Origin of the sequence: Streptantibioticus rubrisoli (assembly GCF_024436055.1) — a bacterium.
In the GTDB taxonomy this organism is placed as follows: Bacteria; Actinomycetota; Actinomycetes; order Streptomycetales; family Streptomycetaceae; genus Streptantibioticus_A; species Streptantibioticus_A rubrisoli.
This window is the reverse complement of sequence record NZ_JANFNH010000002.1, coordinates 205,856-219,385: the sequence shown is the minus strand read 5'-3', so window position 1 is coordinate 219,385 and position 13,530 is coordinate 205,856. Positions and strand designations below refer to the sequence as shown.

Below are 13,530 nucleotides of genomic sequence, written 5' to 3'. Positions count from 1 at the left end.
CAAGGCCCGCGACATCATGCACCAGGGCGCCCAGTGCGTCGACGCGGAGAAGAGCCTCAAGGACGCCGCGATGATGATGCGCGACCTCGGCGTGGGTTCGCTGCCGATCTGTGACCACGACCGGTTGACCGGGATCATCACCGACCGCGACATCGTGATCAAGTGTTGTGCGGAAGGAAAGGATCCGGCGAATGTCAAGGCCCGTGACTTCGCCAGCGAGCTGCACTGGATCGACGCCGACGCGGACGTCGGCGAGGCACTGCACATGATGGAGGACCACCGGATCCGCAGGCTTCCGGTGCTGGAGAAGAAGCGTCTGGTCGGCGTCATCAGCGAGGCGGATGTCGTCCGCAACCTGCCGGAACACGAGATCGCCGAGTTCTGCGACGCCGTCTACTCCGCCCGGTGACCACATCCCGACGCATTAGGGGCTGGCGCGGGTCGCGGTCACCGGCTGCCGCGAGCAGTCACGCGAAGGCCGTGCGGCCGCCGACCTCGATCCAGCCGGTGCCGTGCGGGCGGGTGAGCAGTTGCGAGGCCGCCCCCTGGCGGATGTCCAGGGGGCGGCCGAGTTCCGCGGTCAGGATGACCGCGGCGGCGCCCGTCGCCTCGTCCTCCACGATGTTGTCGCCGCGCCGCGGAAAGGCCCTGGCCCGAACGCGCCCGGCCGCCTCGTCCAGCCACGCCCAGGCGTACAGCCAGCCCTCGCCCGGCGGCGGTGCGGGGAGGGCGTCGACCTCGGCCGCCGAGGCGTACTGACGGGTGCGCCGCCCGGACGCCCACTCGGCGCGGCCGCGGATCCAGGTGATGTCGCCGTCCGCCCACGTCCGCACGTCCCCCGCGGGCGGACGCAGCACCTCGGTTCCCTGGCCGCGCTCCCGCAGCAGCCAGGAGATGCCGACCAGCGGGTGCCCGGCGAACGGCAACCGGGCGCTGGGGGTGTAGATGTCGACCGCGCCACGCGAGGCGTCGTCGACGAACAGCGTCTCGCTGTAGCCGAGTTGGGCGGCCAGCCGCTGCCGTTCGTCCGCGTCGGGCACCTGGGCGCCGTCGGTGACGACGCCGAGCGGGTTCCCGCCGCGCCCGTCGGGGCCGACGAAAACGCGCAGCACAACATGATCAACCATGCCGCGATTGAAGCACCCGCCGCGCGCCGGGCGACCGGAGGGTGCCGTCAGGGATTCGTCCTGCCCCCGTCGCCCTGGGCCGCCTGCCATGCCTGCATGCCCGCCAGCGACGCCTGCTTGGCCTGGCGCAGCTTGGCCGCCGCCAGTTCGCCGGGCGGCACCTCCATCTGCCGTACCCACTGCCGTCCCGCGTTGACCAGCGCGAAACCAGCGAGTGCCAAACCGGCGCACGCCACCAGCGAGCCGCACACCGTGAGCATCGCTCCGGCGGTGACCAGGCGGGTGTCGATGTCGAAGGCCCGTGCGGGCGAGCGGTGGTGGTGATGCTGGTTCATATGCTCACCTTCCGCCAGGTCGGCGCACCGCGCATGTCGGGCGGGGGCGGGGATCAGCGGCGGTCGGTGGACGGCGGCCGGGGCAGCCCGGCGAGTTCGGCGGCCTCGCGCAGCGTGTCGCGGAGCATGGCGGGGGTGAGGCGGCGGGTGAACACGTTGCGCTGGCTGGGGTGGTAGCAGCCGAGCAGATGCAGTCCCGGGCCGCCGCGCTCGTCCGCCAGCAGCACGTGCGCCCCGTGCCCGAAGGCCGGGCGCGGCCTGGGCAGCCGCCATCCCGCGCTGGCCAGCACCGGCAGCGACGCCTGCCAGGCGAACGACCCGAGCGCGAGCGCGGCCCGCAGCGTGGGCCGCAGCAGGTCCAGCTCCCGTGCCAGCCACGGGCGGCAGGTGTCCCGCTCGGCCGTGGTGGGACGGTTCTGCGGCGGCGCGCAGTGCACCGGCACGGCGATCCGCACCCCGTACAGTTCCAGCCCGTCGCCGGGATGGGTGGCCGTCGGCTGGGAGGCGAGGCCCACCTCGTACATCGCCGCGTACAGCACGTCACCGGACGGGTCGCCGGTGAAGATCCGGCCGGTGCGGTTGCCGCCGTTCGCGGCGGGCGCCAGCCCGATCACGGCCAGTGCCGCGTCCGGCGGCCCGAAGCCGGGCACCGGCCGGGCCCAGTAGTCCCAGTCCTGGAAGGCCCTGCGCTTGACCCGCGCGGCGTGCTCACGCCACTCCACCAGCCGCGGGCAGGCCCGGCAGGTGGGCACCGCCGCGTCCAGCTCCGGCAGCGATGCCGCCCGGGGCGCCCGGTGCGCCGGGTAGGACGGATCGTCGCGCATGCCCCAAGGATCGCTCATGTCAGCGCGTCGGAGAGCCGTACGAAGTGGTGGCCGGATTCCAGCAGTCGCGGTAGGGCGGTGGCGTATCCGCGCGCGGTGCCGCCCCTGGGGTGGTTCATGTGGCTGATGACGATGGAGCCGTGCCGCGCGGTGAGCACGGCCTGGTGGACCTGCTCGGGGGTGAAGGTGGCGCCGCCATCGCCGTTGACGTCGAAGCTGATGAACCGCTCGCCGAGGTCGCCGACGATGCGCGCGGCCACGTCGTCGCAGTAGGCGGTGCCCGAGCGGAAGTACCGGGGCGGGTGGCCGAGGAGTCCGGTGAGCTTCGCACGGTTCCCGGCCACTTCGTCGTACACCTCCGCGGCGTTACGGGTGCCGGGGATCCCGTACGCGGAGCGTCCGGCCACCGACAGCGGCAGGTGTCTGGTGCCGTGGTTGGCGATCTCGAACAGCGGGTCGGCGGCGAGCCGGTCGAAGGTTGGCCGATTCTCGTCGATCCAGCGGGAGTTGATGAACAAGGTGGCGGGCACCTTGTGGGCGCGCAGCACCTCGATCAGGGCGGCGTCGTACCCGCTGCCGCCCCGGCCGCCGCACGCGTCGAAGGTCAGCGCGATGCCCTGCTGTCCGGCGGGCAGCCGCGAGACCATGCCGGGCACGCCGTCGAGGCCCCACCTGGTGGGGGCGAGGTGTCCGTAGCGCGCGACCTCCTCGGCGCGGGTGGGGACGACCGGCTGCGCCGCCGAGGGTGTGGGGCTCGCCGAGGGGGTGCCGGTGGGGGTCGGTGACGCGCCCGCGGCCGTGTTCCGCGTCGTGCCGCAGCCCGCCAGCACGCCTCCCGCCATGACCGCCAGTACCGCCCGGCGCCTGACCGACATCCGTTCCTCCGCCTCTTACCCGCTCCCACGCCGCTCCGGCGAACGGCAGGCTCAACCCTATGACCTGGAGCTTCGCCGCGCCCCGGCGCCTTTCAAGGGCGGGTTGGCGCACTATGGCACCCCCCAAATAGGAGTGCCCGATTCGCATTAGTTAGTCTGCTGTTCGTGCGACTGACCAAGAGTACCGACCTGGCGCTGCGCATCGCGATGCGTCTCGCGGTGGCGGACGAGGCCATCGCGCCGACCACCCGCGAGGTGGCCGACGCGATGGCCGTGCCCTACACCCACGCGGCGAAGGTCGTTACCCGGCTCCAGCACCTCGGCGTCGTCGAGGCTCGCCGTGGCCGGGGCGGCGGTCTGTCCCTCACCCACACTGGGCGCACCGGCTCACTGGGCCGCCTGGTGCGGGAGCTGGAGGGGGTGGGGGACGTGGTCGGCTGCGAGGACGAGCCGCCGTGTCCGCTGCGGGCCGCCTGTCGGCTGCGCAGCGCACTGCGAGCCGCGCAGGACGCCTTCTACGGCGCGCTCGACCCGATCACCATCGAGGACCTGGTCGCCTCCCCCACCGGCCCGGTGCTGATAGGGCTGCCGCTGCGCGGCTGAACCACCACATACCCGTCGCGCGCCCGATGCGCGCCAGGCCGGTACCGCACGCCCAAAAATACGAATCTTAGATACCGCTTTGGAGAGACCTGATGTTGTCGCCGAAGTCCGCCAACACCATCCGCGCCACCCTGCCCGCCGTGGGCGCGGCGATCGGTGAGATCGCCAGCGTCTTCTACGTCCGGCTGTTCGCGGCGCACCCGGAGCTGGAGCGCGACCTGTTCAACCGCGGCAACCAGGCCAACGGCGCCCAGCAGCAGGCACTGGCGGGCTCCATCGCCGCCTTCGCGAGCGCCCTGGTCAGCCATCCCGACCGACGTCCCGACACGATGCTCGCCCGTATCGCCCACAAGCACGCCTCGCTCGGCATCACCCGCGACCAGTACGAGATCGTCCACACCCATCTGTTCGCCGCCATCGCCGAGGTGCTCGGCGACGCGGTGACCGAGGAGGTCGCCGCGGCGTGGGACGAGGTGTACTGGCTGATGGCCAACGCCCTGATCGCCATCGAGGAACGGCTCTACACGGGCGTCGGCGCCGCATCCGGCGACGTCTGGCGCGACTACCGGGTGCTGGCGCGGTACCAGGAGACCGACGATGTCGTCACGTTCCTCGTGCGGCCCGTGGATGACGCCCCGCTGCCGCCGTCCCGGCCGGGCCAGTACGTCTCCGCGCAGGTCCAACTCCCGGACGGGGCACGGCAGATACGCCAGTACAGCCTCTCCGGCGTGCGCACCGCGGCCCTGCAGTTCACCGTCAAGGCCGACGGCGCCGTCTCCCGGCATCTGCACCAGCACGTCCACGACGGCGACGTGCTGCGGGTCAGCGCACCGTTCGGCGACATCACCCTGGACGAGGGCGACAACCCCGTGCTGCTCGCCTCCGCCGGAATCGGCTGTACGCCGATGAACGCCATGCTCGGCCAGCTCGCCAACACCGGCGCACAGCGGCAGGTGATCGCCGTACACGCCGACCGCAGCCCGCGCACCCACGCCTTCCGCAACGACTTCGACCAGCTCGTGGCCAAGCTGCCCGACGCCACCGCGCATGTGTGGTACGAGGACCCCGAAGGCCCCTGGCCCGCCGACCGCACCGGGCTGGTCGACCTGCGCACCGTCCCCGTACCGGCGGGCACCACCGCCTATCTGTGCGGCCCGCTGCCCTTCATGCGCGCCGTTCGCGCCCAGCTGCTGGAACTGGGCGTGCGCGCGGCGGACATCCACTGCGAGGTGTTCGGCCCGGACCTGTGGCTGTCCGGCACGGCGGACAACCCGGCGGAGCGGGCCTAAGCTGGATGGGCAGCTGGATGGACGGCACCTGAGCACGACGGAGGTGCGTCATGGGGCGTCCGCACCACTTCCACATCGACCACGGCGGGCATTCGATCACGGTGACCGTGCGGTCCGGGCTGACCAGCGAGATCGAGCTGTTGGTCGACGGCAAGGAGGTGTTCTGCCAGCGTGTGCACGGCTCCGGCACCAGCCTGCTCACCGGTGAACTGCCCGACGACCCGCCCCTGCCGTTCCGCATACATGTGCACCAGGCCCGGTTCGGCTCCGCCATCCCCCGCGTCACGCTGCAGTTGGACGGCGAGGAGGTGCCCATGCCGGAGCGCTCCGTCGTATGACCGGCGCGGCGCCGCGGACGATCGACCCACATCGCCGCACTCCCAGCGGAGCGCTCAGCGTCACGCCACGACGTCCCGCGGTTCCTTGCCGTCCAGGTAGTCGGAGACGTTCCGCACCGCGGCCATCGCGATGCGCACCAGGGTCTCCCGGGTCACCCCGGCGACGTGCGGCGACAGCACCACTCCGGGGGCGCGCAGCAGCCGCAGTGCGGCGGTGGGCGGCTCGGGGTCGAAGACGTCCAGTCCCGCACCGGCGAGCGCGCCCGCCTCCAGGGCGTCGGCCAGCGCGTCCTGGTCGATCAGCGCACCGCGTGCGGTGTTGATGACGAACGCGGTGGGCTTGAGCATGCGCAGCCGCTCGGCGCCCAGCAGATGCCGGGTCTGTTCGGTCAGCGGGGCGTGCAGGGAGACGTAGTCGGCGGCGCGCAGCAGCTCGTCCAACTCCACCCGCACCGCGTCGAGTTGGTGCTCGGTACGCGACCGGTCGGTGTAGATCACCCGCATCCCGAAGGCGGCGGCGCGGCGGGCCACCTCCTGGCCGATGCGGCCGAAGCCGATGATGCCCAGGGTCTTGCCGGACAGCTCGGTGATGGACTGCTGCAGCCGCGGCAGCGCCCAGTCCGCCTCGACCAGGGCGTTGTGCGCGGGGATGAGCTGCTTGGCCAGGGCGAGCATCAGGGCGAAGGTCTGCTCGGCGACGTTCTGCTGCTCCGCGCCGCTTGAGCCGATGGTGCTCACCGGAACGCCGCGCCGCTGGGCGGCGGCCACGTCCACGTAGTCGAAGCCGTGGCTGGCGCACTGGATCAGCCGCAGCTGGGGGGCGGCGGCGATGTGCTCCTCGGTCACCGGACCGAGGCCGGTGATGATGACATGGGCCTCGCGCAGCGCCTTCGGGTCCTCGTCGGCCGCTTCGACCACGGTGACCTGGGCGCGGTCGGCGAAGACCGCGGCCAGCGCGGTTCCGGCGGCCCGGCCGCCGACGTGCGGGGAGACGATGGCGAGCACGTTGCGCGGTGCGTTCCGCTCGTTGGACAACTCAGGGCTCCTAGGCGTTGGTTCGGGTGAGGGCGTCGGTGGTGAGCTGGGTCGGGGAGGTGTGCCCGGACAGGGCCAGGGTGAGGTCGAACTCGGCCAGCACCGAGCGGATGACGTGCTCCACGCCCGGCTGGCCGTCCAGGCCGAGCCCGTACGCGTAGGGGCGGCCGAGGAGTACGGCGCGGGCGCCCAGCGCGAGGGCCTTGAAGATGTCGTCGCCGGTGCGGATCCCGCTGTCGAACAGCACGGTGAGCCGGTCGCCGACCGCCTGGACCACGCCGGGCAGCGCGTCGGCGGCGCCGATCGCCCCGTTGACCTGGCGCCCGCCGTGGTTGGAGACGACGATGCCGTCCATCCCGGCATCGGCGGCGCGGCGGGCGTCGTCGGGGTGCAGGATGCCCTTGAGCACGATGGGCCCGTCCCAGTGCTCACGCAGGAAGTCCAGGTCGTCCCAGGTCTTCGTGGGGTCGGCGAACATGTTCACGAAGTGCAGTACGGCCGCGTTGGGGTCCTCGTGCACCGGCTTGGCCAGCCCGGCCTGGAAGGCGGGGTCGGTGAAGTAGTTGGCGGTGCCCACGCCGTGCAGGAACGGCAGGTAAGCCTGGTCCAGGTCGCGCGGCCGCCAGGCCAGCAGCCAGGTGTCCAGCGTGACGATCAGCGCCGTGTACCCGGCCGCCTTCGCCCGGGCCAGCAGGCTCTCGGTGACCTCGCGGTCCTTCGGCCAGTACAGCTGGAACCAGCGCTGCGCCTCCCCCATCGCCTCGGCGACCTGCTCCATCGGCGTGCTGGAGGCCGAGGAGAGGGTGAACGGTACGCCCTGCGCCGCGGCGGCCCGCGCGGCACCGCTCTCGGCGTCCGGGTGCAGGATCGACAGCACGCCCACCGGCGCGAGGGCCAGCGGCGCCGGTAGCCGGGCGCCGAGCAACTCGACGGACAGGTCGCGGTGTTGTACGTCGCGCAGCATGCGCGGCACGATCTGCCAGCGGTCCAGGGCGTCCCGGTTGGCCCGCGCGGTACGGCCGCTGCCCGCGCTGCCCGCCACATAGCCGACCGGGCCGGGGCCGAGCCGGGCCTCGGCGACCTCCTCCAGCCGGGTCAGATCGGTGGGCAGCCGGGGCACCGCGCCGGTCATGCCGTTCAGGTAGATCTCGTACTGGAACGCCGCCCACTCCTCGGCCATGCGCCCTGCCTCTCGTCGGGGGTCTGGTGCACGTCCGATCCTCGCCAGAGTGACAATGCGAGTCCATGGCGGTGCGCACCTGGCACCGCCAGGACTATCACCCTGTGACAAAGTCGGGAGGGGCCGCCGGTGGCGCACCAGGAACGCGAACGGGTCCGGCGTGAGTTGCTGGGCGACCCGCGGACCGTCGAGGCGGTCATCGCGGCGGTGCACGAGCGGGTGCCCGCCTACGCCGCGCTGGACGACGGCCGGATGGCGGAGGTCAGGGCCATCACCGGCAAGGCGCTGAACCGCCTGCTGTACCTGTGGGCCGCCGACGGCACGCTGCAGGCCGCCGACCTGCGGCTGCTGCGCGGCATCGCGGCGGCCCGCGCCGCGGACGGCCGCCCGGTGCAGGCCGTGCTGCGGGCCTACCGGGTGGCGCTGACCACCATCACCGAGCTGATCGCGGCCCGCGCCGACGGGCTGGTCGACGGCGCGGACATCTTCGCCCTCACCCGGCTGCTGCTGACCACCCTGGACACCCTCTCCGAGGTGATGTCCACCGCCTACGCCGCCACCGCCGAGTACCTGGCCAGCGACCGCACGCGGGCGCTGCGCGATCTGCTGGACGACCTGATCGCCAGACGGCACGCCTCGGCCGGTGCGATCGCCGACCGCGCCCAGCGGCTGGAGGTCCAACTGCCCGATCCCTACTGCCTGTTGCTGGCCGAGCCCGGCGGGCCAGAGCCGTTCGCGGCCGAGGCCACCGCCGCCGAGCTGCTGGGGGCGCTCACCCCGTCCGCGGGCGCCGCGACGCCGCTGGCCACCACGCGTGGGCCGCGCGTCGTCCTGCTGCTGCCCGCGGCGGTGGCGGACGAGGCCGCGGCGGCGCTGCGGGCCCGGGCGTGGCGGGGCTGCGCCATCACCCGGGAGCCTTCCGACCGCGTCGCGGCCGCCTATCGGCTGGCCGCGGACGCGCTGGACACCGCCCCCGGCCACGCCCACCAGCCCGGACGGCTGCTCACCGACGCCGACGCGCACGTACTGAGCCTGCTCGCCGGTCGCGCCACCGCCACCGCGGACCAGATCGCCCGAATCGTCCTCGGCCCGCTGACCGAGCCCGCGCAACGGCACCTGCTGACCGCGCTCTGCGCCTACCTGGACACCGGCTCCGCCACCGCAGCGGCCCGCGACCTGCATCTCCACCCGCAGTCGATGCGCTACCGGCTGCGCCGCATCGCCCGACTCACCACCCGCGACCCACGCCGCCCCTGGCACCGCCTGACCCTGGACATCGCCCGCACCCTGACCAATCGCCCTGCTCTGCCGGGGGCTTGACGGTTGGCCGGGGCCTGGCCACTTGGCCAATGTCTCATCAGGTCTTCGCGCGGCGGTCCTCGGTCAGCAGCATGATGGCCGTGAGGAGGGTGATAGCCGCAGCCGACACATGGGCGGAAAGCGCGGTGGCGAGCGTGCCGCCATGGGTGACGACCGCGGTGGCGTCGCCCAGCGGAAGGATGGCGTCAATGAGCACCACTCAACCGAGGGTTCGGCGCTGCCCCAGCGCGAGCAGCAGGAACACCGTTGAGGCCACGGCTACATCACGCACCCCCTTCACGATGAAGTAGCCGCTGGCGTTCCCCTGGCAGTACAGCGGCGCCGAGAGCGCGAACGGGCAGAAAGCCGCCGGTTGATCACCACAGCCGCCCGCGACCTCACCGAGGCGGCTCGAACTCCTCGTCACTCAGGTCGCCGGGCCGCCCTGATACGTCACGACGTGCGCCTCGTGTCGGACTTCCGCCCGCCGCCTCGGACCCTAGAGTGAGCGATATGAACGTGCACGATGTCTCGATCGTCACACCGCACGATGGCGAGGTCATCGACCTCGGGCCGATCCGGATGCGCATCCTGGAGGACGGCAGCACGACCGGGCACCGTCTGGCCATCGGCGAGGTGACGCTCGCCCCGCGCAGCAAGGGGCCGACCCTGCACCGTCACGCCCTGCACGACGAGGGCTTCTACATCATCTCCGGCACCGCCCGGTTCACCGTCGAGGAACGCGAGTACGACGCGGCACGGGGCACGTTGGTCGTCGTACCGCCGGGCGTCCCGCACACCTTCGCCAACCCCGGCGACGAACCGGTCGTCATGCTGACCACCTTCAGCCCGGATGTCTTCGTCCAGTACTTCCGGGACATTCGGGATGCCCTCACCAGCGGCCAGGAACTGACCGAGCAGGCCAATCGGTACTTGATGAGCCGCTACGCCACCACACCGGCCACCGAACACACCTGACTCCCCGGCGGAGTTGCTCCCTCCCGGGCTGGGACTGATACCTGCTCCGGCCCCGCTCCGCCCGTGAATCCGCCCGGCATAGGGTGGCTGACGTGCAAGAAGCCAAGGATGATCTCGGCCGTTCCGTATGGGACCAGGCCGAACAGCACGCCGCGCGTGGAGATGTCCGCTACGTACGTGACCTGGGGATGCGACTGGCCGACCGGCATGCGGCCGCTGTCGCACAGGCACGGGAGTACGAACACCAACTGGCCCATGTGGTACGGGTGCTCGCCGTCACTCCTGGCCGTGACAGCCTCGTGCGACTGCTCGAACTTCTCGAAAAGGGCCCGTTCGCCGCCGCCACCGATCGGTTCGTCGCCTCGCTCCTGGCGGAGCACCACAAGGTCAACGATCTGGCCTCCACCGTCTTCGACCGCGGCGAGTGGAAGCGGTTGGACGAGCTACGCGCCTGCCTGTTCCACGAGTTGGTGCTCCGTGGCGTGGATGTCGACGCGTTCCCACCACTGCGCTACTGGCTGATCGTACAGCCCGGCTATCATCCCCTGGCCTGGCTCCCGGGCCACCGCCGCGACCTTGAGGCCGACGCCGACTTCCCAAGCCGCTCGATAAACGGCGCCGCTGGGTCGGGATCGTCAACCGTGTTGCCGGACAAGGGCCGGGTGGATCCGCCGACACCACGTACGGCCGACCGGTTGGCCCTTCGGGACGTCGCGACCGCCGACGTGCACGAGACCATCGTCGCCGCCGTGGAGGCGGGCGGCTGGGGTGCCTGCGGGGCCTGGGTCTTCATGCTGGACGAGCCCATCACGGCCGACCGTGTGCCCGCTGTGCTGCCGACCTTGCCCATGTCCTGTGTCGACGGGCTCGGCCCCACGGATCGCTTCGAGGTCGCCGCGCGCCCCGTTGACGAGATCTGGCACCTGCTGTTCACCACCGCGTCGAAGGGCGGCATGTACAGCTCCGGAGCGCACGGCGCCTACGGTCGGCTGTGGGCATGGAAGTCGATGGCGGGGCTGAGCGGCGCCCCCGCGGGCGCGAGCGCGGAGGAGGTGGAGCACCATGCCCGGCAGAGCACATGGTTCCATTTCGAGGCCGACGCGGACTGGTTCCACAACGAGGTCTGCTCGGACTACGGCATAGCCGCCCTGTCTCCCGACCGCCGCCGCATCGCTGTTCTCGCGGCGACGGACACCGACTAAGCGCTCCGCTGGGAGTGCGGCGACATGCCGTCGACGCGCCATCCACCGCGCGGCGGCGCCCCGCGTGGTCGAACCATGCGGGGCGCCAACCGCTTACGCTCGGGTGCCTCAGCTCTTGGCCAGGTCGTGAGCCTGCCGAAGGAGCGACCGCGCCTGCTGGGTGAGGCGGTTGGCCGCCCCCTGGTCGAGGCGGTGGCCGTGGAAGGCGGCGTTGTCGAGGAGTACCGCGATCCGCCCGGCGAGACGGTCGCGTGCGGCGCCGAGGCGGTTGAGCCCGGCGGTGGTCTTCAGGTACCGGTTGTCACCCGGGGTCCGGGAGACGATGCCCTTGGTCGAGGCGGTCAGCGTGTCCGCGGCGAACTGCCCGACCCCGGCGTTGAGTTGCTTGAACGCCGCGCCGAGCCGCTGGTACGCGTCGCGGTCGGAGCGCAGCCCGCGGGGCAGCGCCGAGGTGTCGAGGAACTCGCTGAGTACCCGGCCGTCGTGGGTGTACGGGTCGTCCAGGCCGAGCAGGGCGAGCATCGTCGGGCGGATGTCGGTGTGGTCCGACCACACCGCGTGGGTGGTGCCCAGGTGCCGGACGCCGGGGCCGACCAGGCCGAGCCAGGTGGTGTCGATGTCCGCGGAGAAGTCGCCGTGGTTCCAGGCGTAGGCGGGGCCCAGGGCCACGCAGGGCGAGCCGCAGTTCGCGGCGCCGGCGTAGACGTAGTAGTCCGGGTTGGCGAACGAGGTGAAGGTCGGCGTGCGCAGCGGATCGCCGGTGACCATGTGCAGGATCTTCATCTCGGCCGGATCGGCGAGGTACTTGGAGATGGTGTCGGTCCTGCCGCTGATCGGGTTGACAGCGGTCACCTTTGACCAGGCGCGTTCGAACGCCCGCGTGGTGGCGGAGGCGGGGCCGGGGTGGCCGTCGAGGTAGAAGTTGGGCGCGGAGTCGGCGTGCACCTGGAAGGGGGTGCTGACCCCTTGCTGGGTGGCGAGCAGCCCGCGCGCGTTGGCGTTGACCTCGCCGACCTGGCCGTAGCTGCAGGGCACGGTGACGCCGTCGCAGTTGGCGGGGGTCGGCTTGCCGCCCACGAAGTGGTCGTTCTCGTCGGAGGTCACCACGAACTGCGTGTTGGCCGCGGTGATGCCGTCCTTGGCCAGCCTGGCGAAGAACGCGGCGAACGCCTTGTCGTACGACTTCAGTTGGGCGACGTAGCCCGCCTCACCGGGACCGAAGGCGCCGTAGGGGGCGGCGTGCCGGTCGTGGGCGTCGGAGATGTAGGCGTAGGTGACCGGGACTCCGGACTCCTGCATCTTGGCAACGTAGCCAAGGGAGTTGGCGGCCGACATCGCGTCGAAGCCGGGGAAGCCGGGACGGCCCTTGGGGTCGGTGATGGTGCTGCCGTCGGTGGCGGTGATCTTGCCGTTGGCCGAGATCACCGGGTCGACGTTCTTGGCGCCGAACAGGGCCTGGTAGCCGTGGTAGCCACCGGGTTCGTCCGGCAGCAGGTCGGAGTTGGTGTGGCCCTTGGCGCACAGTGCGGAGTGCTTGGCGCAGTGGATGCCGATACCGAGGTAGTCGGTGGTGGCGAGCGAGGGGTCGGCCTTGGCTTCGGCTGCCTCGGGCGAGTTGGCGCCGAAGACCTTGTTGATGTCGACGCCGGTGTTCTCCAGCACGGTGTTGGCCGTGGAGACCGACCCGAAGTCGCACCCGGCCTTGGTGTACGCGGCCCAGGGCGCCGGTGCGATCTTCCCGTCCTGGCCCACCATCGTCGGCGCGGTGTCGGTTGGCGTGGGCGTGGAGGAGTCGGCCACTCCGTCCGTCCAGTACGCGAAGCTGTTGGCGGAACTGGTGGTACCGGAAGGCGTGTAGTACCGGTAGGAGTTGGAGATCGCCTGGCCGTGGTGCGAGCCGTACAGGCCGGTGATCGAGGTGAGGATGTCATCACCGGTGTGGGCGATCAGCGGGGTGTGGTGGTTGGTGTCCAACACCCCGTTGCCCCTGAGGAAGTTGAGCAGGTGGGGCATCTGCTCCAGGTCCGAGGGCACGTTCGGGTTGTCCCGGGTGAAGTGCACGTTGTCGAACTGCAGGTAGATCACGTGGCTGACCTTGCGGTCGCCGGAGTTCAGCGAGCATCTCGACTGGCCGCTAGCGTGCCGCGAGCCCGTGGGCGCCGCCGCCACCGGGGAAGCCGCCACCGCCCCGGCTCCGAGTGCGGCTGCCAGCGCCAGGGCCAGCACCTTTCCGTTACGCATCCTGCTCCTTCGCGGATCACGGTCGCCCCTGTTGTGGCGACGCGCGTAGACGACGGGACGGAGGCAGCGGACAGCCACCCCCGGTCGCGCGCGCCATAGGTTGCCACGTCGCGCGGGAACTTGGCGGAGGAATCGGGTTACTCGCTGGTGAACGGTCGGCGACACGCCCCGGTCCCACGGCGATCTGACGGAAGAACAGTCCCA

General features: G+C 71.6%; 16 protein-coding genes. 7 read left to right on the top strand and 9 right to left on the bottom strand.

Features of this window, described 5'->3' with window-relative positions:
- The first annotated feature begins 16 nt into the window (after nucleotides 1-16).
- On the top strand, nucleotides 17-409 hold the full coding sequence (locus NON19_RS04310; protein WP_255925371.1) for a CBS domain-containing protein: 393 nt from the start codon (nucleotides 17-19) through the stop codon (nucleotides 407-409).
- Between the two features lie 58 nt (nucleotides 410-467).
- Here the strand turns inward: NON19_RS04310 and NON19_RS04305 are convergent, their stop codons facing one another.
- The 4 genes from NON19_RS04305 to NON19_RS04290 are packed head-to-tail and all read right to left on the bottom strand — an operon-like array spanning nucleotide 468 to nucleotide 3,161.
- Nucleotides 468-1,127 (bottom strand): PhzF family phenazine biosynthesis protein, encoded by a 660-nt coding sequence (locus NON19_RS04305; protein ID WP_255925226.1) that lies wholly within the window; start codon nucleotides 1,125-1,127, stop codon nucleotides 468-470.
- 47 nt (nucleotides 1,128-1,174) lie between these two features.
- Nucleotides 1,175-1,462 (bottom strand): hypothetical protein, encoded by a 288-nt coding sequence (locus NON19_RS04300; protein ID WP_255925225.1) that lies wholly within the window; start codon nucleotides 1,460-1,462, stop codon nucleotides 1,175-1,177.
- Between the two features lie 53 nt (nucleotides 1,463-1,515).
- Entirely contained in the window at nucleotides 1,516-2,286 is a 771-nt protein-coding gene (locus NON19_RS04295) for a uracil-DNA glycosylase (RefSeq protein ID WP_255925224.1), read from the bottom strand.
- 14 nt (nucleotides 2,287-2,300) lie between these two features.
- Nucleotides 2,301-3,161, bottom strand: coding sequence for a polysaccharide deacetylase family protein (locus NON19_RS04290; RefSeq protein WP_255925223.1), 861 nt, complete (start codon nucleotides 3,159-3,161; stop codon nucleotides 2,301-2,303).
- Between the two features lie 165 nt (nucleotides 3,162-3,326).
- Here NON19_RS04290 and NON19_RS04285 point away from each other — a divergent pair, with 165 nt between their 5' ends.
- From NON19_RS04285 to NON19_RS04275, 3 genes are all read left to right on the top strand, one after another.
- On the top strand, nucleotides 3,327-3,764 hold the full coding sequence (locus NON19_RS04285) for an RrF2 family transcriptional regulator (RefSeq protein ID WP_255925222.1): 438 nt from the start codon (nucleotides 3,327-3,329) through the stop codon (nucleotides 3,762-3,764).
- Between the two features lie 92 nt (nucleotides 3,765-3,856).
- A complete protein-coding gene (locus tag NON19_RS04280; RefSeq protein WP_255925221.1) occupies nucleotides 3,857-5,053 on the top strand; it encodes a globin domain-containing protein in 1,197 nt (398 codons plus the stop codon).
- A gap of 50 nt (nucleotides 5,054-5,103) precedes the next feature.
- Nucleotides 5,104-5,391 carry a hypothetical protein gene (locus NON19_RS04275; RefSeq protein WP_255925220.1) on the top strand — a complete coding sequence of 96 codons (288 nt, stop codon included), beginning with the start codon at nucleotides 5,104-5,106 and terminating at the stop codon, nucleotides 5,389-5,391.
- Nucleotides 5,392-5,451: 60 nt separating this feature from the next.
- Here NON19_RS04275 and NON19_RS04270 read toward each other — a convergent pair whose 3' ends face one another.
- The gene (locus tag NON19_RS04270; protein WP_255925219.1) at nucleotides 5,452-6,426 is read right to left on the bottom strand and encodes a 2-hydroxyacid dehydrogenase; all 975 of its coding nucleotides are present in this window, start codon (nucleotides 6,424-6,426) and stop codon (nucleotides 5,452-5,454) included.
- A gap of 10 nt (nucleotides 6,427-6,436) precedes the next feature.
- Complete coding sequence (locus NON19_RS04265; protein WP_255925218.1) at nucleotides 6,437-7,606, bottom strand: lactate 2-monooxygenase; 1,170 nt, start codon at nucleotides 7,604-7,606, stop codon at nucleotides 6,437-6,439.
- A 129-nt stretch (nucleotides 7,607-7,735) separates the two neighbouring features.
- Between NON19_RS04265 and NON19_RS04260 the strand changes: the two genes are divergently transcribed.
- The gene (locus NON19_RS04260) at nucleotides 7,736-8,926 is read left to right on the top strand and encodes a PucR family transcriptional regulator (RefSeq protein ID WP_255925217.1); all 1,191 of its coding nucleotides are present in this window, start codon (nucleotides 7,736-7,738) and stop codon (nucleotides 8,924-8,926) included.
- A 37-nt stretch (nucleotides 8,927-8,963) separates the two neighbouring features.
- Here NON19_RS04260 and NON19_RS04255 read toward each other — a convergent pair whose 3' ends face one another.
- Together NON19_RS04255 and NON19_RS04250 are read right to left on the bottom strand one after the other, a co-directional pair.
- Nucleotides 8,964-9,125, bottom strand: coding sequence for a hypothetical protein (locus NON19_RS04255; RefSeq protein WP_255925216.1), 162 nt, complete (start codon nucleotides 9,123-9,125; stop codon nucleotides 8,964-8,966).
- Entirely contained in the window at nucleotides 9,126-9,332 is a 207-nt protein-coding gene (locus NON19_RS04250) for a DUF4267 domain-containing protein (RefSeq protein ID WP_255925215.1), read from the bottom strand. It lies immediately after the preceding gene.
- An 86-nt stretch (nucleotides 9,333-9,418) separates the two neighbouring features.
- Here NON19_RS04250 and NON19_RS04245 point away from each other — a divergent pair, with 86 nt between their 5' ends.
- Together NON19_RS04245 and NON19_RS04240 are read left to right on the top strand one after the other, a co-directional pair.
- Nucleotides 9,419-9,883 (top strand): cupin domain-containing protein, encoded by a 465-nt coding sequence (locus NON19_RS04245; RefSeq protein ID WP_255925214.1) that lies wholly within the window; start codon nucleotides 9,419-9,421, stop codon nucleotides 9,881-9,883.
- A 92-nt stretch (nucleotides 9,884-9,975) separates the two neighbouring features.
- A complete protein-coding gene (locus NON19_RS04240; RefSeq protein WP_255925213.1) occupies nucleotides 9,976-11,085 on the top strand; it encodes a DUF6183 family protein in 1,110 nt (369 codons plus the stop codon).
- A gap of 108 nt (nucleotides 11,086-11,193) precedes the next feature.
- Here the strand turns inward: NON19_RS04240 and NON19_RS04235 are convergent, their stop codons facing one another.
- Nucleotides 11,194-13,326, bottom strand: coding sequence for a hypothetical protein (locus NON19_RS04235; RefSeq protein WP_255925211.1), 2,133 nt, complete (start codon nucleotides 13,324-13,326; stop codon nucleotides 11,194-11,196).
- Nucleotides 13,327-13,530 lie beyond the last annotated feature (204 nt).

Excerpts from the sequence above, each read along its gene's own strand:
- NON19_RS04310 (WP_255925371.1), top strand. The coding sequence starts at position 17 with ATGCACCAGGGCGCCCAGTGCGTCGACGCGGAGAAGAGCCTCAAGGAC.
- NON19_RS04280 (WP_255925221.1), top strand. The coding sequence starts at position 3,857 with ATGTTGTCGCCGAAGTCCGCCAACACCATCCGCGCCACCCTGCCCGCC.
- NON19_RS04290 (WP_255925223.1), bottom strand. The coding sequence starts at position 3,161 with ATGTCGGTCAGGCGCCGGGCGGTACTGGCGGTCATGGCGGGAGGCGTG.
- NON19_RS04265 (WP_255925218.1), bottom strand. The coding sequence starts at position 7,606 with ATGGCCGAGGAGTGGGCGGCGTTCCAGTACGAGATCTACCTGAACGGC.
- NON19_RS04300 (WP_255925225.1), bottom strand. The coding sequence starts at position 1,462 with ATGAACCAGCATCACCACCACCGCTCGCCCGCACGGGCCTTCGACATC.
- NON19_RS04295 (WP_255925224.1), bottom strand. The coding sequence starts at position 2,286 with ATGCGCGACGATCCGTCCTACCCGGCGCACCGGGCGCCCCGGGCGGCA.
- NON19_RS04275 (WP_255925220.1), top strand. The coding sequence starts at position 5,104 with ATGGGGCGTCCGCACCACTTCCACATCGACCACGGCGGGCATTCGATC.
- NON19_RS04235 (WP_255925211.1), bottom strand. The coding sequence starts at position 13,326 with ATGCGTAACGGAAAGGTGCTGGCCCTGGCGCTGGCAGCCGCACTCGGA.
- NON19_RS04305 (WP_255925226.1), bottom strand. The coding sequence starts at position 1,127 with ATGGTTGATCATGTTGTGCTGCGCGTTTTCGTCGGCCCCGACGGGCGC.
- NON19_RS04245 (WP_255925214.1), top strand. The coding sequence starts at position 9,419 with ATGAACGTGCACGATGTCTCGATCGTCACACCGCACGATGGCGAGGTC.